General features: G+C 39.1%; 15 protein-coding genes and 1 pseudogene. 2 read left to right on the top strand and 14 right to left on the bottom strand.

The genetic code is table 11. The features are described 5' to 3' along the window. Nucleotides 1–72: 72 nt before the first annotated feature. The 6 genes and pseudogenes from HT698_RS10535 to HT698_RS08185 all read right to left on the bottom strand — a co-directional run bounded on the left by HT698_RS10535 (nucleotide 73) and on the right by HT698_RS08185 (nucleotide 14,038). Nucleotides 73–1,242 carry a DUF1542 domain-containing protein gene (locus tag HT698_RS10535; protein WP_345789469.1) on the bottom strand — a complete coding sequence of 390 codons (1,170 nt, stop codon included), beginning with the start codon at nucleotides 1,240–1,242 and terminating at the stop codon, nucleotides 73–75. Continuing rightward, nucleotides 1,225–9,414: pseudogene (locus HT698_RS08165) on the bottom strand (DUF1542 domain-containing protein); the annotation flags it as partial. The gene HT698_RS10535 and the pseudogene HT698_RS08165, both read right to left, overlap by 18 nt. Before the next feature lie 569 nt (nucleotides 9,415–9,983). Then, on the bottom strand, nucleotides 9,984–11,948 hold the full coding sequence (locus tag HT698_RS08170) for a peptide ABC transporter substrate-binding protein (RefSeq protein WP_173219413.1): 1,965 nt from the start codon (nucleotides 11,946–11,948) through the stop codon (nucleotides 9,984–9,986). 137 nt (nucleotides 11,949–12,085) lie between these two features. Beyond that, on the bottom strand, nucleotides 12,086–12,220 hold the full coding sequence (gene rpmH / locus HT698_RS08175) for a 50S ribosomal protein L34 (RefSeq protein WP_000831905.1): 135 nt from the start codon (nucleotides 12,218–12,220) through the stop codon (nucleotides 12,086–12,088). 144 nt (nucleotides 12,221–12,364) lie between these two features. Next, complete coding sequence (locus HT698_RS08180) at nucleotides 12,365–13,579, bottom strand: pyridoxal phosphate-dependent aminotransferase (protein ID WP_173219410.1); 1,215 nt, start codon at nucleotides 13,577–13,579, stop codon at nucleotides 12,365–12,367. 156 nt (nucleotides 13,580–13,735) lie between these two features. Beyond that, a complete protein-coding gene (locus HT698_RS08185; RefSeq protein WP_173219408.1) occupies nucleotides 13,736–14,038 on the bottom strand; it encodes a hypothetical protein in 303 nt (100 codons plus the stop codon). A 161-nt stretch (nucleotides 14,039–14,199) separates the two neighbouring features. Here HT698_RS08185 and HT698_RS08190 point away from each other — a divergent pair, with 161 nt between their 5' ends. Continuing rightward, on the top strand, nucleotides 14,200–14,652 hold the full coding sequence (locus HT698_RS08190) for a universal stress protein (protein WP_031223038.1): 453 nt from the start codon (nucleotides 14,200–14,202) through the stop codon (nucleotides 14,650–14,652). A 208-nt stretch (nucleotides 14,653–14,860) separates the two neighbouring features. Here HT698_RS08190 and HT698_RS08195 read toward each other — a convergent pair whose 3' ends face one another. After that, the gene (locus HT698_RS08195; protein WP_173220096.1) at nucleotides 14,861–16,252 is read right to left on the bottom strand and encodes a Cof-type HAD-IIB family hydrolase; all 1,392 of its coding nucleotides are present in this window, start codon (nucleotides 16,250–16,252) and stop codon (nucleotides 14,861–14,863) included. A gap of 65 nt (nucleotides 16,253–16,317) precedes the next feature. On the opposite strand from HT698_RS08195, the gene HT698_RS08200 reads away from it, so the two are divergent. Beyond that, nucleotides 16,318–17,280 carry an asparaginase gene (locus tag HT698_RS08200; RefSeq protein WP_173220093.1) on the top strand — a complete coding sequence of 321 codons (963 nt, stop codon included), beginning with the start codon at nucleotides 16,318–16,320 and terminating at the stop codon, nucleotides 17,278–17,280. A gap of 288 nt (nucleotides 17,281–17,568) precedes the next feature. Here the strand turns inward: HT698_RS08200 and ccpA are convergent, their stop codons facing one another. The 7 genes from ccpA to HT698_RS08235 all read right to left on the bottom strand — a co-directional run bounded on the left by ccpA (nucleotide 17,569) and on the right by HT698_RS08235 (nucleotide 22,588). Next, on the bottom strand, nucleotides 17,569–18,579 hold the full coding sequence (gene ccpA, locus HT698_RS08205; protein ID WP_050253459.1) for a catabolite control protein A: 1,011 nt from the start codon (nucleotides 18,577–18,579) through the stop codon (nucleotides 17,569–17,571). Nucleotides 18,580–18,898: 319 nt separating this feature from the next. Continuing rightward, on the bottom strand, nucleotides 18,899–19,498 hold the full coding sequence (locus HT698_RS08210) for a response regulator transcription factor (RefSeq protein WP_173219536.1): 600 nt from the start codon (nucleotides 19,496–19,498) through the stop codon (nucleotides 18,899–18,901). Further along, nucleotides 19,499–20,596 carry a sensor histidine kinase gene (locus tag HT698_RS08215; RefSeq protein ID WP_173219533.1) on the bottom strand — a complete coding sequence of 366 codons (1,098 nt, stop codon included), beginning with the start codon at nucleotides 20,594–20,596 and terminating at the stop codon, nucleotides 19,499–19,501. It abuts the gene before it with no gap. Beyond that, the gene (locus HT698_RS08220; protein ID WP_173219530.1) at nucleotides 20,596–21,333 is read right to left on the bottom strand and encodes an ABC transporter permease; all 738 of its coding nucleotides are present in this window, start codon (nucleotides 21,331–21,333) and stop codon (nucleotides 20,596–20,598) included. The genes HT698_RS08215 and HT698_RS08220 overlap by 1 nt, the downstream gene beginning before the upstream one ends. 1 nt (nucleotide 21,334) lies before the next feature. Then, nucleotides 21,335–22,219, bottom strand: a complete 885-nt coding sequence (locus tag HT698_RS08225; RefSeq protein ID WP_173219526.1) for an ABC transporter ATP-binding protein — start codon at nucleotides 22,217–22,219, stop codon at nucleotides 21,335–21,337. Then, on the bottom strand, nucleotides 22,206–22,400 hold the full coding sequence (locus HT698_RS08230) for a hypothetical protein (RefSeq protein WP_173219523.1): 195 nt from the start codon (nucleotides 22,398–22,400) through the stop codon (nucleotides 22,206–22,208). The genes HT698_RS08225 and HT698_RS08230 overlap by 14 nt, the downstream gene beginning before the upstream one ends. Further along, a complete protein-coding gene (locus HT698_RS08235) occupies nucleotides 22,397–22,588 on the bottom strand; it encodes a hypothetical protein (protein ID WP_173219521.1) in 192 nt (63 codons plus the stop codon). Before HT698_RS08235 ends, HT698_RS08230 begins: the two co-directional genes overlap by 4 nt. Nucleotides 22,589–22,999 lie beyond the last annotated feature (411 nt).

A 22,999-nucleotide genomic window follows, 5' to 3' on the forward strand; every position in this document is an offset into this window, starting at 1 on the left:
CTAGGATTGATGATTTCTCAAAATCCCCCTTATAATCTCACTTTAAGTAGAGAATAGAATTTTCTAGCTGTCCTATTTTCTACGTCTAGCCTTTCTTCCTAGCAAAGCAAAACCACTGGTTGCCGCCACTAGACCAAGACTAGCAAGTGCTGCACTTGATGCTGAACCTGTGTTAGGTAGTTGTTTGCCAGCAGGTGACTGGTAGGTAACATCTTGCATTGTTCCTGCAGTTGCTTGCGGTGCACTTGTTGCCTGAGGAGCAGCATTAGGAGCCACTGGTCTCTTAGGAACTGTAACCATGGCAATTGCTTGCACTCCAATCGTTTCTGCTTCCTTCACATCTTCCACAGTTTTCGCATTTTCAATCTCTTTGAGAGCTGCTTGTTTTTCTGCTTCCACTCTTGCTAAAAATTCTGCTTTTTCTTTATCAGAAAGCGGTGCACCTTTGATTTCATCCTGCTTGTCCTTGGCAGCTTTTTCAATGGCCTTTTTAGCTGATTCTTTTTCAGTAGCTAATTGCTTAGAAGCTTGTGATTGAGCTGGGTTTTGTGAACCTGTGTTAGCTTGTCCGCCTGCCTGGCTACCACCGCCTGCATTCGCATTAGCATCTGAGCTTCCAGTATTGCCTCCATTATCTCCACCTGGTGTAGTTTCTGGCTTATACTCTGGTGTAGCTTCTTGAGTTACAGATTCACCTTTCGCAGATTGTTGAACTGTATCTTTTCCTAGAATCGTCACTACTGAACCATCTGGGAATGTGATTGTTGCTGTACCATCTCCAGCTACAGTGATTGTCGCTCCGTCTAATGCTGAACCATTTGCTTGTAAAATAGCAACCTTAACTTTTTCTTTTTCTTCATCTGTTAAATGAGTTATATCTTTTACATCTACTCTTTGAGCAGGCGCTTTAACAGTTGATTTTTCAGCAGTCGGTTTAGTGCTATCTTGTGCTTTTGGATCTTGTGCTACCAATTGATTTCCTGGAATTGTAATAGCTGAACCATCTTTAAAGACGATTGTCGCTGTGCCATCTCCAGCTACTTCAACTTTAACATCGCTTCCGAATCCATTTGCATCTACTACAGCTTTTTTAACAGCTTCTTTTTCTTCATCTGTTAATCTTGTAGCTTCTGCTACTTTTGTAGGGTTAGCTGGGATGATTACTTTTGTCTTCTCTGCAATTGTTGGTTGCTCTTGTGTTGGAGTTTCCTCTTTTTGAACTACTAGACTGGTTCCTGGAATTGTATTTACCGAACCGTCTGAGTATGTCAATGTCGCTGTTCCGTCTTTAGATACCTTAACATCTGTCGCAGTTGGATTTGCTTGTTTCACTTTCGTAGCTACTGCAGCTTGTTCCTCAGGTGTTAAGCTGTGAGCATTTCCAACTTCTGTAGTTGCTGGCACCACTGCTGGATTTTGCGCGGCTTGTGTTGAAGCTTCATTGTCAGTATCTTTGGCTACTACTAGACTGGTTCCTGGAATTGTGTTTACTGAACCATCTCCATATGTTAGCGTTGCTGTTCCATCTTTAGATACCTTAACATCTGTCGCCGCTGGATTTGCTTCTTTAACCTTAGCTGCTACAGTATCTTGCTCCGTCTGTGTCAAGTTGTGAGTATTTTCAACAGGTACAAAGTTTCCTGGAACTTGCGCTGGGTTCTTCTCTGCATCTGTCTGAACTTTTGGAGTTTCTTGTTTGCTTCCTTTTTCAACAAGTTTATCCCCTGTTATTGTGTCTACAGATTTATCTGGATAGGTGATGACTACTGTTCCATCAGGTCTTACTTCTACCGTAGTTCCTGCTGGGAAGTTGTTCGCTTCTTCAACCGCTTTTTTAACCGCAGCTTGTTCTTCTGGTGTTAACTTCGTAGTATTTCCTACTTGTGTTTTTCCTGGGATAACTGGCTCGGTTCTTGACGCGATTGTTCCTGTCTCTTTGTTAACTGGTGCTACTAATTTATCTTTAGAAATCGTATCGCTTGAACCATCTTTATATGTGATAACAGCCGTTCCATCTGGTTTTACTTCTACTGTTGTTCCATCTGGGAATGTGTTAGCTCCTTCGATGTTTTGACGAACTTGTTCTCTTTCTTCATCTGAAAGTTTTGCTGGATTTTCTACTTCCACTTTGTTTTCAGGAACTTTCGGCTCGAATTTAGATGCAATAGAGCCATCTGGTTGAACTTCATTTATCTTATGAATACCAGCTTCTTTCGCCGCGTTGATTTCATCTTTAGATTGACCTTTGTTGATGTCTTCAATCGCTTTATCTTTGGCCTTATTGATTTCTTCGATAGCTTTTTGTTTCGCTTCGTCTGATAAATCTTTATTGTTCTTGATTTCGTCAATGCGTTTTTGAGCTTCTTCCAGTATTTCAGCTTTTGCTTTCGCTTTTTCTTCATCAAGGTTTGTTACATCTGGTTTCTTAACTTCTGTATCAGCTTTTGGATCATATTTTTCAATATTTTCTTTTGCTTGATCTGCAATTTGCTTAGCTGTTCCTGCTGATGATGCTTGGTCAATAGCTTTGTTAGCATCTTCTTTAGCTTTATTGATTTCTTTTTCAGCTTTTTGTTTTTGTTCAGGCGTTAAATCTTTATCTTTCTTGATTTCATCAAGTTTTTTCTTAGCAGCTTCTTCTACTTGTTTTTTAGCATCTTCTTTCGCCTTAGCAAGATCATTATCTTTATCAGCTGTGCCTAAGGAATCAACTACTTCAACCGGTACTTTTACAGTTACTTTAGTGCCATTCGCTAGGGTTACTTCCACTTCTGCTTCTTTAGTTCCTGTTTCAGTTGTAGTTGGTTTAGAAATAACTTTCGCTGTTACTCCATCAGCTAGTGCTAATTGTTTTAGGATTTCTTTGTCAGTTAAGCCTTTACCTTTTTCAACAGTTACTTTTCCGGATACTAAAGCAGTTTGTAAGTCTAACTCTGGTTTGAAGATACTTGTTGATTGCCCTTTAGCAGTTTGGACCACTACATCTTCTTTTGGTAGATTTCCGTTTGGAGTCTCAACATTTCCTTGATCATCAACCTTGACATCGTCCTTGTTTAAGCCTGGATTTGCTTCAACAATAGCTTTCTTAACATCTTCTTTTTCTTTGTCTGTTAAGTTATTCGAATCTTTAACTCCTACAGGTGTGACAGGTTTCTTCAAAGCTGGTGTTACTACATCTTTTGCTGGTAAATTACCTTGTGGTGTTTCAACATTGCCTTGACCATCAACCTTAACATCATCCTTGTTTAAGCCTGGATTTGCAGCTACAACAGCATCCTTAACAGTGTCTTTTTCTGCTTCTGTTAAGTTTTTAGGATCTTTAACTTCTACAGGTGTGACAGGTTTCTTCAAGGCTGGAGTTACAACTTCTCCTGCCAGTAAATTACCTCTTGGTGTTTCAACATTGCCTTGATCATCAACCTTGACATCGTCCTTGTTTAAGCCTGGATTTGCAGCTACAACAGCATCCTTAACAGCGTCTTTTTCTGCTTCTGTTAAGCTATGGACATCTTTAACAGGGACAAGTTTTGTCGGTTTTTTCAAAGCTGGTGTCACTACATCCTCTGCTGGTAAATTACCTTTTGGTGTTTCAACATTTCCTTGGTCATCGACTTTGATATCTTTATCTGTTAAACCTGGATTATTTTTAATAATTTCTTCTACAATCTTAGATTTCTCTGGTTCTGTCAGTTTAGATGGATTAACAACTTCAACTGGTGTTGTTGGTTTCTTCAAGCTAGAAGTTACAACATCTTTTGCTGGCAAGTTACCTTGTGGTGTTGTGACATTTCCTTGATCATCGACTTTGACTTTATCCTCAGTTAAACCTGGATTTGCCTCTACAATAGCTTTCTTAACCGCTTCTTTTTCTTTAACTGTTAGGCTATTTGGATTTTCTACTTCAACAAGTTTATTTGGTTTATTTAAAACTGTTGTGACAACATCTTCTTTTGGTAGATTTCCTTTTGGAGTTTTAACATTTCCTTGGTTATCTACTGTAACATCACCTTTGTTTAAACCTGGATTTGCAGCTGCGACAGCATCCCTAATGTCCTCTTTTTCTTTTTCTGTTAAAGCATTAGGATTTCCAACTACAACTGGTGTTGTTGGTTTGTTCAGGGCTGGAGTTACTACATCTTTTGCAAGTAATTTATCGCCATCCTTAGTTGTTACATTACCTTTATCATCGACTGTAATATCATCTTTGTTTAGACCAGGATTTGCGTTGGCTACAGCTTCTTTCACTTTTTCCTTTTCATCATTTGTTAAATGATTTGGATCAGCCACTACAACTGGTGTCGCTGGTTTGTTTAATGCTTGAACAACAACTTTTTCTGCTTCCAAGTAACCTTTAGGAGAAGCTACATCTCCCTTATCACTCACATAGATTTCAGATTCTTCTAATGAAGGGTTAGTCGCCACAATCGCTTTTTTAACAGCTTCTTTCTCTTCATCTGTCAAATGATTGATATCTGTGACCTTAACTCTTTCTTTTGGTGGAGTTAACTTTCTCTTAGCTGTTTCTGTAATATCTTGTGGAGTATGAACAGCAGCAATTTCTTGTCTACCTTTTTCTGTGGCTGACGCTATAGCTTCTGGTGAAGTTGCATTGTTGATGTTTTCTTCGTGTTTTGCTTTCAGTTCATCAACTTGTTTCTTCAATGCTTCTTTTTCTTTTTTAGATAATGCATTGTCTTCATCAATTTCTGCCTTTTCAGCATCTGCTGCTTTTGTTAGGTCAGCTTTTGCTTTTTCCTGATCAGTTGCTTTTCTTACAGGTACTTCGATTTCGTCTTTTGATCCGTCACCATAAGTAACTTCTACTACAACTACTTTCTTACCTTCATTTGCACCTGTTCCATTCACAATTTTTCCGTCATTTTTGACTTGTTTGTCTGTCGGTTGTGGTTGGTCTTTTGGTACTTCTACAGCATCTGTAATAGCTTTTTTATCTGCTTCCGCTACTTTTTTATCTGTAGCCGGATCGACACTTACTGATACTTCTCCTGCTGTAACTGTTGGAGTTGCTTTCTCAGCATTAGTTTTATGAACAGCATCGATTGCTTTCTTACCTGCTTCTGTTGCAGTTGTTACTTCGTCAGTTGTTCCAGCTTTATCGATGTTAGACTCTGCAGCTTTCTTAGCTTCATCGACTTTTGCTTTTTCAGCTTTCTTCTGATCTTCTGTTAAGGTCTTGTCTGCTTCGATTTCTGCTTGTTCTTTGTTAGCTGCAGCCGTTAAGTCTGATTTCGCTTGTTCTTTAGCTTTGTCTAACTCTGTTTGGTGCACTTCATCGATTGCTTTCTTACCGTCTTCTGTTGCTTTCGCTACTTCGTCAGTTGTTCCAGCTTTATCGATGTTAGACTCTGCAGCTTTCTTAGCTTCATCGACTTTCGCTTTTTCAGCTTTCTTCTGATCTTCTGTTAAGGTCTTGTCTGCTTCGATTTCTGATTTTTCTTTGTTAGCTGCTTCTGTTAAGTCTGATTTCGCTTGTTCTTTAGCTTTATCTAACTCTGTTTTGTGTACTGCATCGATTGCTTTCTTACCGTCTTCTATTGCTTTCGCTACTTCGTCAGTTGTTCCAGCTTTATCGATGTTAGACTCTGCAGCTTTCTTAGCTTCATCGACTTTTGCTTTTTCAGCTTTCTTCTGATCTTCTGTTAAGGTCTTGTCTGCTTCGATTTCTGCTTGTTCTTTGTTAGCTGCAGCCGTTAAGTCTGCTTTCGCTTGCTCTTTTGCTTTGTCTAACTCTGTTTTAGCTTCTACAGTTTTGTTTGCTTCCAACGTGTTTGTTGATGTATCTGGATATGTTACTGTTACTTTTCCTTTTTCATCTACTGAAATATCTTTGTCGTTTAATGTTGGATTTGTTTTCTTAACTGCTTCTTTTACTGCTGTTTTTTCTTCTTCAGTTAGACTATTTGGATTATTAACTTTTACTTTTGTTGGAGGAGTTAATGGCGATTTCGCAGCATCAGTTCCTTCTACTGGAACTTCAACAGTTTCTTTTGAGCCATCCTGATAAGTTACCTCAACTTTGACAACCAATTTACCTGTATTATTCGCTCCACCGTTCGCACGTTGGTCTGTACCTTGTACTACTTTCCCATTGTCAACTAAGTTTTTTCTTGGTTGAGCCTGACCTTCTGGAACTGGAACTGATACTGCTTCTGTAACTTTTTGTACATCTTCTGCTTTTGTGATTGTCCCGTTTTCTGTTGGCACTTCACTTAATTTCGCTGTACTTACTGTCGGTGTTATTTTCGCCGCTTCAGATTGAACCACTTCAATTTCAATTTCTTTTGAAACATTTTCGTGTGTCACTTTTACTGGAACAACTGTCTTGTCACCTTTTTCTTGTATTGGGTTGTAGATTACTGTTGAACCTTCTGGAATACCAACAATCTTATCCTTGATTAATTTCTGATCCTCTGGTTTCGAAATAACTACTCCAACCGCTGGTACTACAGAAATAGGTACAGCATTGTTATCTTTCTTTGTTAATTCAAATTCTTCTTGTTTACCATGTAAGCCTGCTTTAGCTGATTCTAAAGCTTCTAACGCTTTATCTACTTCGTCTTGTGAAGCATCCGACTTATCTAATATTTCTTTTGCTTTTCTTAATGCATCATCGTAAGCTTTTTTCTTAGTTTCATCTTTTTCTTTAGTATAAGCTGGTGATTTTTTAACTGTTTCACCTTTAGCATATTCTTCTTGTAAAAGAGATTTGTCTACATCAACTTTTACTTTTTCCCTACCAGGTTTTAATTCGTTGATTGCGGTTTCTAATGTTTTGAATAAGTTTTCTACAGTTGAGATGGATTTATCAGCACCATTCGCTTTATCTAACACACTTTCAGCAGCTGTTAACGCTTTATCAAATGCAGTTTTCTTGTCGGTTGCAGCCGATGTATATTTATCCGTTGCTTTTAATTCGTTCGCTTTTCCAGCTAACTCCTTAAGTTGTTTCATTTTGCTATTTAATTGTTTAGCTTGTGAAACATAATTTTCTATTTCTTCTTTATTAGCGCTGTTTTCCACTAAATCTTTAAACGATTGTTTTTGATTATTATTTAAGTGCTCTAGTTTTTCTATTTCAGCTACAGCGTTTTTGCGTTCACCTGCTAATTTAGCAAATTCAACGATAGCGTCCATTTCATCGGTACTAGTTGCTTTATCGATTGCATCATTATATTGTTTTTTCTCGTCATCAGTTAAACCTGGAATATTAGCAATCATATCCTTATATTGCTGACGAACTTTATCTGCTTCTTCTTTTTTACGAGTAGCTTCTGCATCTGACGCTTCTTTTTGAGCTTTTTCTACTATATTAAGAATAGTTCCTTCTTCACTTGCTGGTCCTAATTTATCTGCTTTATTTATCTGAGTTATATAATCATTCTTCTTAGCTTCAGATAAATTCTCAGTTGGAATACCTTTTATAGTTTCAATTGCTTTTTTACGAGCGACTTCTAAATCTTTCTTGACTAGTGTATCAACAAGACTATCTAAACGAGCCTTCGTTGCGCCACGATCAACATCTTTATCTGGATGTTTATCATCGAACACTTTATCAACAGTAGTATCATTTTGTTTTATAGTTGCAGTGTTGATTTTAGCAATTGCTTCTTCTTTTTCTTCTTTTGTTAGATAACCTAGCGCATTGATTTTATCATTAGCAGCCTTTTTCATTTTAGCTAATTCTACAGCATTAGCATGAGCTGTTTCTTTCGCTGTATTCAGAACTCTTTCAATCTCTTCTCGAGTATTTTTTCCTTTTATTTCATTTTTATATCTATCTTTCTCTCCTGGATATAGATTATCTAATGAATCGATTACCCCAGTTGCTTCATTTTGTGCAGCATCCACATCAAATGCAGGTTTTTGTTTTTGCTTAAATAGATGGGCTTTCGGTACAATAGCTACAGGACGCGTACTATAACTTATTCGTTTAACGACTAACTTATATTCGTCGTTGAATTCAAATATAACATAAGCATTGCCTATCAAGCTAAAGTCAACCCCAGATTTAAGATCCTCCTTACGTACTTTTTCATTACTATTGTAGTATTTCAGACCATCTTCCGTTAAATTGGCACTTAAAAAGTTGGCCAAGGCTCTGCTTTTGTCATTTGAAGTAATACTATCATAATTTTCCACTGTTACAGGTTTAATATAGTACTTATTAGAGTAGATTCCATCTGTTTCTAACTTAGTTGAAGCCATGTCATCTTTTGCTGCTTTTGGTTTTTCATAAATTAACTCAGAACCCTTAATCGTATCCGTACTGTCATCCTTATAAGTAATTGTTGCATCACCAGTAGATTTGTTGATAGAAATTGAGTTTACACCATTATTGGAATTATCTTTCAAATTATCTTTAAATAATTTATTTGTAGATAATAGATTGCTTTCATTATTCGTGTTTGCAGCCAAAATTTTTGCTTTAATTTCATTTGCTTCTGTTTCTGAAAGAGCTATTAGGTTATCTACCGGTGTACGTTCTGGTACCTTTGGTTCAAAAAGTTCATTTAATTTATACAATACTGGAAGCTTAACAGTTTCAACACGAGCGTATTGTTGTCTATTTAATTCTTGATAGATCCCCATACCAAACGTTAACTCTTTAGTGTTTACAGGATCTTTCACTTTGGTAGTATAGGTAACCGTTACAGTTCCAGCTGCTCTTTTTTCCCAATCAGCGTAAATACTTCGGCTTTTAGCACGAAGGTCATGCATGATTTCTTGAGTAGGCATATTGCTATTATCATACCAACGATTGTTATAATCCCCTAAAAACTTATTAAATTCACTATTTAAACTTACAAATGGAGTTTTTCTTAACGTTTCTCCAGTAGTAGTGTTATGTCTTTCCCACGCGTCTGGATTATTATTATATTTACTATGAATAAAACGCGAATTACTTTCCCAACTACTCCAATTTGTATACTCATTAGTAACTCCACTACCATTTGTTAGTGTAAGTCCATAGTCGTTTCCTAATTCTTCTGTTCCTTCGGGCACAGTGAACCAATGAAATGGTCGACCGCTCCAAAATATCGGAGCTTCTTCATGCGAGTTATCTTTAGCATTATACGTTAATGTAACCGTAATGACTGGATTTTCTTTTGTATACTTGGAAGTATCAACGTTCATACGAAAAGCATTATAAATACTTGTTGAAGTACCTCTAAGTTTATACACACTTTCTCCATGAGCATAAGCGGTCACTTTATCACCATTAGCTTCATAGGATGTTATCCCGTCCGCATTAGCTATTTGAGATGATGAGCCAAGTACAGTAATAGCCCCTATCAAACACGACGCTGCTCCAAAGCTAAACTTTCTAATCGAAAATTTTTCCACACGCTGCCACATCTGCTTAGAGCGTTTCTGCGTTCTCTTATACTTCATTCTTTGATCTCCATTTTTTATTTTTATTTCTTCTTATTCAAAAACTAATACACTATAATACAATTTTATTATAATATATCCACTTTAGGCGATAAGAATATACGTACATTATAGCATAAAATCCCCCCCCCCCCGTCCACTTTTAGCCTAATTTTTACTTTAATTAAAATATATAGAAATTTACCCTATTTGCTATCATTTACTCACTAAACATTTATACAGATTTATAAATTTTAATCGATTCTCATTCAAAAACATAAAACAAGTCATTCTAGCTATCTGTATCCCTATCCACCTCCACTTACTTCATCAAAAACAAAAAATAACGAAAAGACCCTACCAGAACCCAAAAGCTTCTGGTAAGGTCTTTTTCTAAATCCAGTCACTATGCTTATACTCAATGAAAATCAAAGAGCAAACTAGGAAGCTAACCGCAGGTTGCTCAAAACATTGTTTTGAGGTTGCAGATAGAACTGACGAAGTCAGTAACATATATACGGCAAGGCAACGCTGACGTGGTTTGAATTTGATTTTCGAAGAGTATTAACTAAAAAGCATGACTAGGAATATTATTGAATGTGGCTAGCTAAATCTTCCTGAGCTTTTTTATTTGACTCGGCTTTTTCTTTTAGCCATTTGTCATAGAGTTCCTGGTACTGTTTCGCAGTTACCGGCTCTTTTTGCAGTTCAACATATTTGTAGTTGTCAGCATCTCCTTTGTGTCCAACGAACGAGAAAGCTCCTGTAAACGGTACAGTCTTACGGAAGATTGGGTTGGCTCCGCCACTTTGAACTGGTAGGAAGAGGGCACTGTCAGTCAACCAAGCTTGGACTTCAGCAAATTTTTCATAACGAGCCTGAGTATTTTCAACTTCGCTATCTGCTTCATCTAGTAACTTTTTGTAAGCAGAAAGTCCAATTTTTTCTTTTACTTCATTATCTTTTCCAGCAGTCAAACCAATATTGTTAAGCTGAGAACCTGACTCTGGATCCAAGAGATCAAGATAAGTTTTCGGATCTGAGTAATCTCCGCTCCAACCTGAAATATCAATGTCATAGTCCTTTTGTTCAGCTGTATCTGCAAAGAATGTAGCTTGATCCTTCTCGTCTGGAGAAAGTTGAATCACGTCAATCACAACGTTGTCCGTCCCAAGGGTTTCTTCCACTGTCTGCTTAAAGGAACTTGCTTGTTGCACATCTAACTTAGCCGTCTGGTCAACCGGCATATCCAAATGAATTGGGAAGGTCACGCCTTCTGCTTGCAAGGTTTCTTTAGCTTTAGCAAATGCTGCCTTGGCTTTTTCAGCATTCAAAAAGGCAGGTTGCGCATCATTCAAATTGATATTCGACCACTCTGTACCATAGTTAATAATCTTTTCATTGACAACATCTCCAAAGTTTTTACCACCGATTTGGACAAAATCACTTGGGATAAGCGTGTTACGCAAGATACGGTCTGCTCCATCTTCACCATTTGTCTGCGCTGCATAAGCATGACGGTCAAAGGCAAAGTTGACAGCCTGACGGAAATCCTTATTTTGCATGGCCGCAAGTGAATCTGTCTTTTCCTTATCAGACTGTTTCATGGTCTGCTTGTAGCTTTGACGATTAACGTTGAAAAGATAATAGAAGGTAATTGAGTTTTGTGGTGTGTAGGTGATTTTGTCCTCATTCCCTTTTTTCAACTGATTAAACACTGAACTTGTCGGGAAGATACGACCGTCCGAGTAGTTCCCTTCCAAAAATCCTCTCGCTAAACTATCTTGATCAGAACCGTCAAAGAAAGAGAGCTTCACTTTCTCAATTTTCACATTATCCTTATCCCAGTAATTAGGGTTTTTATCAAATTCAATCAAAGATTTTGATGAGAAAGATTTAAACAAATAAGGACCATTTGACAAGATACTGGATGGTGTTACACTTCCAAAGTCATCTCCCTTAGATTTCAAAAAAGCTTCATTTACAGGACTCAAAATGCCCCCAGTAGTTTTAGAATTCCAGTAAGATTCAGGCTTATTCAAAGTATATTGAAGAGTATAGTCATCCACTGCCTTAACTCCAACAGTTTCAAAGTCAGATGTTTCCCCCTCAACGTAGTCTGCGAGGCCCTTGATAGAGTCTTGAACCAAGTACAAGTTTTCAGCCTTTTTATCAGCTGCATACTTGAGACCTGTCACAAAGTCATGAGCCGTTACATCCGCATACTCTTCGCCCTCTGAAGTGTACCATTTCGCCCCCTGACGGATCTTATAAGTGTAGGTCAAACCATCTTTTGACACCGTCCATGACTCAGCCATAGATGGAATGAGATTACCGTACTTATCATTTTCTAACAAGCCATCAATCAGGTTAGTCGTGATACTAGAAGTAGAACCACGCGTTGACGTAATGTAGTCCAAGGTATCAGGATTACTAGTAAATACATAAGAGTAGGTTTTCTCAGCATTACTTGATTGGGAAGACCCACATGCCGCTAGAGCTAGACCTGCTGTCAAAGCCATAGCTCCAAAAAGCATAACTTTTGATTTCTTCATGATTATTCTCCATTTTTTACAGTATGTGAAATATTATACACCATTTGAGCAAAAATATAAAGTCTTTTGAACTTTTTTACAAAAATAAAAATCAGTAGACTCGAGTTCCTACTGATTTTTGTTATGGTTCGTTTGGATTATGCAGCCAAAACTTTGCGTCCTTTACGACGACGAGCTGCCAATACGCGACGACCGTTTTTAGTTGACATACGGTTACGGAATCCGTGTTTGCGCGCACGACGAAGTTTACTTGGTTGATAAGTACGTTTCACGATGAATACCTCCTCATAGATTTTGTATTCGTTTAGCCGGCTATAAAGTGATCAGTTACTAAACATACTTTACTATTCTATCTGATTCTTTCACTTTTGTCAATAGCTCAAGGCAAATGTTTACTGCTTTTTCGAATGTAAGCCCTATCTACGATACTGTTTCAAGAAACGAGTCATCTTTTCTTGGATTTGGGCTAGTTCATCAACACGAGGAAGGTAAACGATACGGAAGTGGTCTGGTTCTTTCCAGTTAAAGCCGCGACCATGAACTAAGAGAACCTTTTCCTGCTTCAAGAAATCAAGGACAAACTGTTCATCATCATCGATACAGTACATATTGCGGTCGATTTTAGGGAAGATATAGAGCCCCGCCTTGGGTTTAACTGCAGAGAGACCTGGAATCTCTTGAATGGCATTATAAATGAAATTTCTTTGCTCATATATTCGTCCACCTGGAAGAAGCAATTCATCGACTGATTGGTGGCCACCCAAGGAAGTTTGGACGACTTGTTGGGCCAAAACGTTAGAGCAAAGACGCATATTGGACAGCATATTGAGCCCTTCGATATAGCCCTTGACATGGTGCTTAGGACCAGACAAGACCATCCAACCCACACGGAAACCAGCAATACGGTGGGATTTTGATAGACCATTCATGCTGACACAGAAAACATCTGGTGCCAGGCTCGCCACAGGCGTATGCACATGTCCATCCATTACCATGCGGTCATAAATTTCATCCGCAAAGATAATCAAATCGTTTTGACGGGCAATTTCAATGATTTCCAATAAGAGTTCCTTAGGATAAAGGGCTCCAGTTGGGTTGTTTGGATTGATAAGGACGATTGCCTTGGTATTGGAAGTGATTTTTGACTTGATATCGTCAATATCTGGATACCATTCTGCAGCTTCATCACAGATATAGTGAACGGCATTTCCTCCAGCTAGGCTGACAGCGGCCGTCCAGAGAGGATAGTCTGGCATTGGTACCAAGACCTCGTCTCCATTGTCCAAAAGCCCCTGCATGGACATGACAATCAGCTCACTGACACCATTTCCAAGGTAAATATCATCAATATCTACATTTGGGAATTTCTTCAATTGGCAATACTGCATGATGGCCTTACGGGCTGAGAAAATCCCTTTTGAGTCAGAATACCCTTCACTATCACGCGCATTCATAATCAAGTCATGAATGACCTCATCTGGCGCTGTAAAGCCAAATTCTGCTGGATTTCCTGTATTCAAACGTAAAATCTTTTCTCCGTTTGCTCGCATCCGCATGGCTTCTTCCAAAACAGGACCACGGATATCATAAGCAACATGTTCTAACTTACTAGATTTATTATATTCTTTCATCTTGTTTCCTCAATTCATCGAGATAGTAACATTATACCACTAGAAAGACAATGCGACAAGTTTGCTGAAATGTGTTACTAGGTGCGGATAGAAGAAAAACCTCACTAAAAGCGAGGTCAAGACAGGGGAGATAGCAGGTATTTTGCGAAAGACATATCACATACCAAAAGATAAACCTAGAAAAAGCAAACCTAAAAAGGAGTCATAAAGAAGATTGAACATGAGGAAGAGCCCCCATATCATCAAGTAACCCCAACGCCCACTTCGTTTTGCAACTAGGAATAAAATCAGATGGTAGAGTAGGTGAAAGACTAAAAAGCCGATAAAACCTGGATAAAGAAGCGGTACCAGACTCTCTAATTGCCAGATCATGATAACTTCTAGCAAGACTGAAACTAGGATGATTCCATAATAAAGGAAATTTGATTTTTTTGCTTCTTGAAAAGAGTTTTTCATCATTCTCCCTCCCTTCACTTCTTTCCTGCTATCCTTTCTTTTATTTTATCATATATTTATATAGATTTTAAGCACTAACATTCTTTTGAAAAATACTTTTTTTGCTTTACTTCTATAGTGAAAAGGTTTACAATGATAGTAAGAAAATTTCAGGAGGTTTCATTATGGCACAACGTTACCAAAATATCATGGTCGCAATCGATGGTTCTAAGGAAGCAGACTTAGCTTTTATCAAGGGAGTTCATTCTGCTCTACGAAACGACGCTAAACTCACCATCGCACATGTCATTGACACACGCGCTCTCCAAAGCGTATCCACCTTTGATGCTGAAGTTTACGAACAACTCCAAGTTGACGCTGAAAGTCTGATGAAAGAGTACGAAAAACGTGCTAAAGATGCTGGTGTGGCAGATGTTCATATCGTCATTGAAATGGGAAATCCAAAGACCCTACTAGCACGTACTATTCCAGATGCTGAGGAAGTGGACCTCATTCTAGTTGGCGCAACTGGTCTCAACGCCTTTGAACGCCTCTTGGTCGGCTCTTCATCTGAATACATTCTCCGCCATGCTAAGGTCGATTTGCTGGTTGTGAGAGAACAAGAAAAAACCTTATAATTACAAAGAAAAGGAGCTCAGCGCTCCTTTTTGTTTACTATTTATACTCTTCGAAAATCTCTTCAAACCACGTCAACGTCGCCTTGCCGTAGGTATGTTACTGACTTCGTCAGTTTCATCTGCAACCTCAAAACAGNNGTTCTATCCACAACCTCAAAGCAGTGCTTTGAGCAACCTGCAGCTAGTTTCCTAGTTTGCTCTTTGATTTTCATTGAGTATTATTTCTCTCTTTATGACGTTCATAAGCCTTAAGCTGACGCTGCAGTTCCTTTTTAATAGCAGGTTCTGGAGCATATTTTTCTTCCCAATCATCTGGTTTTAAGATTTTGTGGGTCACTGGATCAAAATGAGCCTTGCCATCTGGAAAAATTTTCCCCATATTAGCTTGATGAACAATGTCAAAAATACGTTCTGGGTCCACCCCCATCAAGACAAAACTACCGTAGGTGAAGTAAAGTGTGTCAATCAAGGCATCCACTTGCCCTATCAAATCTTGCTGAGCAGGTGTCTTCTTGGCTACTTTATATGCTGCCTTATCAAGAGCCTGATGAAGTTGCGATAGAGCTTGACCAAAATCCTCTTCAGAAGAACTGGCAGCTCGAACAAACTCCACCAATTCTTCTATTTTAAAGCCAGCCCTATGGGTTGCACCTTCTAAATCCCAAGCTCGAGGTTCTTCTTGGGTCCGTTCATCCATCATGTGGTGGAAGGTCTTGACCTTATTGAAATGATAGTCACGGCTGACAAAGACTTTTTCTGAAGACAAAACACCAAAATGTTCCAAGGCCTTGTGGATTCCGTCTTGCTGATTGCTAGTGGTAATGTGCTTGGCAACTTCCTTGACACTGCTACTACCATTTCCCATAGCGACCGACATACCGACACCAGCCAGCATTTCTAAGTCGTTATCTGAGTCACCAAAGGCCATGACTTGATTAAGGTCAAAGCCATATTCTTTTCCGACTCGGCGTATGCCTTCCAATTTAGAGTTTCCTTGATTGATGACATCCGCTGCAAAAGGATTGCTACGTGTCAATTTCAAATCTTCAAAATCAGCTGCTGCCTTCTCAGATTCTTCTGGCGTCATCAGCATCAAAACTTGGTAGATAGGCTGATTCATCAGATGAAGCAGGTCTTCTTCCTTTTGGGGAACAACCTTGCTGACCATGCGATTAAAAGACTGATTCACTGTTCGGGTTAGAACAGAGGGAACGAAGCGACTGATTCGTTGGGAAAAAGAACCCAGACCAAAGGACATGATTTTGGAACCCAGCATGGCATCCTTGGTCCCTAGGGCAATCTCCTTGCCCTCTTTTTTAGCATAGCTAATTAGATGACGCAAATGCAACTTGGAAATAGGGCTCGTGAACAAGACTCTGTCTTTAGTAAAGATATACTGGCCATTATAGGTTACCGCAAAGTCCAAATCCAAATCGTCCATCAATTCCTTAACAAAAAAAGGTCCTCGCCCTGTCGCTACGCCTACAAGCACCCCTTGTTCTTTGACAATCTTAATCGCATCCTTAGTGGATTTCAAAACACTCTTGCGATCGTTGACCAAGGTTCCATCGATATCAAAAAAAACAGCTTTGACTTCCATCCTATCCCAATCTCCCCTTTTGTGATACAATGATTATACCACATTTCAGAAAGAGTGAGTAAATCATGCCTAAGAAAATCCTTGTTTTACATACGGGTGGGACTATTTCCATGCAGGCCGATGCTTCTGGCGCTGTTGTGACGAGTTCAGATAATCCCATGAACCATGTGTCCAATCCTCTTGAAGGAATCCAAGTCCACGCCTTGGACTTTTTTAACCTGCCAAGCCCCCATATCAAACCCAAGCATATGCTGGCCCTCTACCAGAAAATTAAAGAGGAAGCTGCTAACTACGATGGAGTGGTGATCACACACGGGACCGATACTTTAGAGGAAACAGCCTATTTCCTTGATACCATGGAAGTCCCCCATATGCCTATCGTTATAACAGGGGCCATGCGCAGCTCCAACGAACTCGGCAGTGATGGTGTTTATAATTATCTAAGTGCTTTGCGAGTAGCTAGCGATGACAGGGCTGCTGACAAAGGAGTTTTAGTCGTTATGAACGATGAAATCCACGCTGCCAAGTATGTTACCAAAACGCATACGACCAATGTCAGTACCTTCCAGACTCCTACCCACGGCCCCCTTGGTCTCATCATGAAACAGGAAATCCTCTACTTCAAAACAGCTGAACCTCGTGTTCGCTTTGACCTTGATCACATACAAGGTTTAGTCCCTATTATCTCGGCTTATGCTGGTATGACAGATGAGCTGATTGATATGCTGGATTTGGAACAATTGGACGGTTTGATTATCCAAGCCTTCGGAGCTGGTAATATTCCCAAAGAAACGGCTCAAAAATTAGAAAGCCTTCTGCAAAAAGGAATCCCAGTCGCTCTGGTATCACGATGCTTTAACGGTATTGCCGAACCTGTTTATGCCTACCAAGGTGGAGGCGTGCAGTTGCAAAAATCTGGTGTCTTCTTTGTCAAAGAACTCAATGCCCAAAAAGCCCGCTTGAAACTCCTCATCGCCCTCAATGCCGGACTAACAGGACAGGATTTGAAAGACTATATGGAAGGGTAAGTCTCTTCGAAAATCTCTTCAAACCGCGTCAACGTCGCCTTTTCGTATGTATGGTTACTGACNNTATCTACAACCTCAAAAACATGTTTTGAGCTGACTTCGTCAGTTCTATCTACAACCTCAAAGCAGTGCCTTGAGCTGACTTCGTCAGTTCTATCTACAACCTCAAAGCAGTGTGTTGCCGTAGCCTTTAACCAGCCGCCTAGTCCGCTCTGTGGTATTCATTAAGTCAACATCTCTTGTTTAAGAGCACAAAATCAGGAAATCTTCACGATTCCCTGATTTTTTCTATTTCCGTTTTCGTGTTGAGCGACGTTCTGTCAATCCATGAGGTAAGAGAACTTCACGTTCTTCCAACTCTTCCTTGTGCATAATCTTGGTCAACATACGCATACTAATGGCACCAAGATCATAAAGAGGTTGGGCAATCGTTGTCAAGTTTGGACGGGTAAAGCGTGCAATTTGTGAATCATCACTAGTAATAATTTCAAATTCTTCTGGTACTGACACACCCTTATCAGCCAAACCGTTCAAGACACCTGCTGCCAACTCATCACCTGTCACAACTGCTGCAGTTGCATTCGATGAAATCAAACGCTCTGCCAAGGCGTAACCATCATCATAGCTATATTTAGATTCAAATACCAAACCCTCACTATAAGCGATTCCTGCTTTTTTCAAGGCTTCCTTGTAGCCAACTAAACGAACCTTACCATTGATGTCATCCACTAGCGGACCGCTAACGAAAGCAATACGCTCATTTTCTTTAGCAAGGTAACTCACTGCATCAATCGTTGCTTGCTTATAGTCAATATTGACACTTGGCAACTGGTGCTCAACATCGACAGTTCCTGCGAGAACAATCGGAGTACGTGAACGCGAAAATTCTGAGCGAATTTTATCTGTCAAGTGATAACCCATAAAGATAATGCCATCTACCTGCTTTGAAAAGAGGGTATTGACAACAGAAACTTCTTTCTCGTTATCTTCATCGCTATTAGCTAGGACAATATTGTACTTGTACATTTCCGCAATATCATCAATCCCCTTAGCCAAACTCGAAAAATAACCATTGGTAATATTTGGAATCACGACACCGACAGTGGTTGTCTTTTTACTTGCAAGACCACGCGCAACTGCATTTGGACGATAATCCAAACGATCAATTACCTCTAGCACTTTTTTACGGGTATTCTCTTTTACATTTTTATTGCCATTGACCACACGGCTGACCGTCGCCATGGAAACACCCGCTTCACGAGCGACATCATAAATGGTTACTGTATCATCTGCATTCATTCCTTTTCCTGCCCTTTCTATCCCACACATTCTTTTACAAGTAGAGGCACCGATTGAAGCTCTACATCTACTTACAAAAGTGAAGATGTGAAAATTTCGTTTTCATGTTTCTACTTATTCCATTTTATCACTATTTGTAAACACTTTCAAGCTTTTTTTGAAGATTGATTGAAAAAATTTCATAGAAAGCCTAGGTTTAGCTCCTTGCTACCACCTTTGACGAAACAAAAAGGAGGAAACTAAGCCTCCTCAAGTTACAAAATTGTTTGATTGAATAACTTCAATTTTAGCACATGATGGTTTCCGATATATGACAATATCACAACCAACCAGATTCTTTTGCGATATTAGCTGCCTCTGTTCGATTACCTGCATCTAGTTTCGAAAGAATATTAGTAACATAGTTTCGGACTGTTCCGTTGGATAGATAAAGTTTGTCTGCAATTTCTTGGTTAGACAAGCCTTGAGCAATTCCCTTTAAAACAGCAATCTCTTGTTCTGTCAACGGATTGGGATGCGTCATCACCACTTCCATCAATTCAGGCGAATACTCCTTGCCTCCTTCGAGGACAGTATGCAAAGTTTGCATGAGGTCTGCAATGCTTCTTTCTTTCAAGACATAAGCATCTACTCCAGCCTTGACTGCACGTTCAAAGTAACCAGGGCGCTTGAAGGTCGTCACCACAACCACCTTTGTTTCTAAATTTTCTGCTCGTATCCACTCCAAAACTTCAAGACCTGTCTTAACAGGCATTTCTACGTCAAGGATGGCGATATCTACAGACTCCTTTTCCAATAGTTGGATTGCTTCTTGCCCATTCTTGGCTTGAAAGACAGACTCTATATCCGGTTGAAGCGTGAGCAACTGGCACATGGCATCTCGCAACATACTTTGATCTTCTGCGACTAATACTTTCATCTACTTTCTCTCCTTATAAGGTAGTCGAACCTGAACTTCTGTCGGTTGTTTCTGACTAATCACATTTACCTCTCCCGAAAATGGAAGGACACGATCTCGAATTGTATGGAGCTCATCCCCCTTTATAGAAGTAAAGCCACAGCCATCATCTCTCACTGTTAGAATGAGTTCTTTCTCTGTCCGTTCTAATTTCAGGTAGGCCTTCGACGCTTTGGCATGTTTGATGATATTGGTCACCAACTCAAGCAAAATCATGGAAGCCGTTGACTCCAATTCCTGAGTAAGGCTAGCAGTATCTAGTTGGTTATCCGTTTCCACCTCAATTCCAGCAATTTCTAACATCTTTTTCACAGTCTCTAGTTCGGATGCCAAAGTTCTAGACTTAAGATTTTCCACAATGGTTCTCACTTCATTCATGGAATCCTTGCTGATCTGGTGAATTTCTTTTAATTCCTTTTCTACCTGTGGATAAGCCTGCATTTGAAATAACTGCAAGGCTAGATCAGTTTTAACACTTAGCATGGCAAAGGTATGTCCCAGACTATCATGCAAATCCTGACCGATACGACTGCGTTCATTTTCAGCAAGCAATAGATTTATCTGGGCATTTTGCTTAGCCTGTGCTTCTTTCAAATCCTCCACAATCCGAATCCGAACCAAGCCAAAAGTCATTAAATCGACAAAAGCAAGAATTACAAGTAGATAGAATAGAAACTCAACTTCGAGTTTCTGAAAAATCAACAGTTGGCCCACAACAAGGACTTGAGCAAGAAGAAAAGTCCAGACATGTAAAGACTTTAAACCACCTACGCTGAAATGATAACTTAAGAGATTGGATAGGAAAAAGAAAAACCAGATATAATTAACAGCAACAAAGGCAGTATTCCCAACTACATAAGTCAGCATGATGCCCCAATATAGCCAAGATAGGCGCTGGCTCTTAGTTGTTAAAACACCCAAATACGCTACTACAAATAGAATATCAATCAATAAATGCCAGGCAGAGAGCCACCCAGTCACTACAGGTAGGATGGGGAAAATCATAAAAATTAAACTAGCCCAAAACATATAGTGTATGCTTTTCAGTCTTTCAAGCATTAAGCATTCTCCTTATGACCTTGAAGGTAAATGGTCAAACCAAACAAAACTGCTGAAAAAACAAGTAGATAAACTGTGGCTGATAGATTGATGCTACCCTCGTTTAAGAAGGTCTTGAGCAACTCCATCAACTGATAAGTTGGTAGGCACTTCCCGATTGCTTGCATCCAGTCTGGAAATAAAGAGATGGGCATCCAGAGTCCACCTAAAACAGCCAAGCCTAGATAGAGAAGATTGCCCACGACAGACATCAGCTGACTAGAAGGCAAGAGTGTCAAGGTCAAGCCAAGCGCTACAAAAGCTACACTTCCTACTATCAGCAAGAACGCAGCCCCAATCCAGCTTCCTAAAGACATATCCACACCTCTTACAAAATGCCCAACTGAGAAAACAACCAGAATTGAGACCAAATAATCAACCATCATACTTGTTATCTTTGATAGATAATATTCTACCATATTTACAGGGCTATGACGTAATGTTTTCTGCCAGTTGTTGATTTTATCGGTATGTAAGACAGCTGGGAATGAAAAGATAGCTGTCGACATCATGGAAAAAGCTGTCATGGAGATGAGGTAGTCACGCATAAAATTATCTGGTCCACCAGGTGTGTCCTGGTACATGCCTGAAAAGAATAAATAGAAGGCTGTCGGCATCCCTACGGATAATAGATAATAGACTAATTGTCGTTTGGTCAATAAAAATTCTATCTTGTTTAGTGCAATCCATCGTTTCATCTTAGTCATCTCCTTTTTGCGTTTCTTCAAAGATTGTATCCAGCAAACTACGATTATTAACTTCGATTTCTTGTATCCTACATCTTGCTTGGGCTAATAGCTCCCAGAAAGCATCTGCTTCTCGAGTGACTACTTGCAAAGAATCTTGCTTTAGGGTCCAGTTTTCAACCAAATTTGACTTCTCTACGACTTCCTTGTAAGCTATAGGAAGGATAAAGTACTTTTCTATTTCCTCGCTACGCATAGCTAGAGGCGTCGTATCACGAATCAACTCTCCCTTATTCAAGACCAAGATTCGGTCCGCTGTATGCTCTACCTCTTCGATATAGTGAGAAGAATAGACAATGGTCACACCATTTTTCTTTAACTGATCGACAATCTCCCAAAAACGTTGACGAGTTGAGGTATCCATAGCCGATGTAGGCTCATCTAAAAAGACAAGCTTTGGTCGCCCAATTAAGGTCAAGACAAAAGAGAAAAGACGCTTTTGTCCACCTGATAATTTTTCTGCAAATTGCTCTTTTTGTTGCTGATCAAACTGCAATAGTTGATCGATTTCCTGGTTACTCAAGTGATTTGGATAAATTTTTTGAAAGAAAGCAATCAACTCTTTAACTTTTAATTTCTGAACGATTACATTTTCTTGAGGGAGGTAAGCCCTAGTATAGTCTAACTTTGAACTCGTCACTGGTAAACCTTTAATAGATACTTGCCCACTGGTGACCAATTTATCTCCGAGCAAACAGTCCAAGAGTGTGGTCTTTCCTGCTCCGTTTGGCCCAATCATGGCAACACATTCACCTTCAGCTATCTCAAAGGAAATATCCTTCAAAATAGCCTTACCCTTGATGTTTTTATGTAAGCCTTGTACCTTAATCATGTTCATAATATTCTCCTTTCAGCCACTCCTTTCCCATCGGAAAGACGATAAAAATCATAAATCCTAATCCCCATGCACCACGGATGAATTGGTGAAGGAAGGCTTGATCAAACCAATCAGTAAACATTTCTACCAACCATACCAAGAGTGACAGGCCGATAAAGAAATAGATAATTGCTTTTTTCATTCCTCAAACTCCTTTTTCACATCTCTTACTAATTTCAAACCTTCTCTGACAAGCCAAGACATCATTCCAAAGCCAGCAAATAACTCCCAAGGAAAATGATAGAAATCTTCATCCAATCCTGAGAACATGAGATAGGTCATAACTCCTGCTGCTACTAAACTCATTGCGACAATTACTTTATGTTTCATTTTTTCTTCCTCCCTTTCATACTTCAATTATAGTCTTTTGAAGTTAGCGGAGCTAGATACTTCTGTCACTCGTAAATATGACAAATGTCATAAAAGATTCTGTTCAAAATAAGCAAGATACACTATACAATAAAACACAATTAGAAAAATCTAAGGCAACTTCCTCAAAAGAGATATCAAACCCAATTCACACCATAATATAAACTAATACTTATTTAAAATCAAAAAAAGTAGAAATTTTTATCAGACAAACACATATATTATACGTTGAACAAAACCCTAAAATTTATAAGAGTTATAAAATCTGTTAAATTTCAATGTGGATACCTAAACTACGGTATTTATTGAAAAGGTTGGAGACAAAAAGTATACGCTGCCAAAATGAATTGCTGAAAATCATAACCACCCGTC

The organism is Streptococcus sp. 3109 (assembly GCF_013276905.1).
In the GTDB taxonomy this organism is placed as follows: domain Bacteria; phylum Bacillota; class Bacilli; order Lactobacillales; family Streptococcaceae; genus Streptococcus.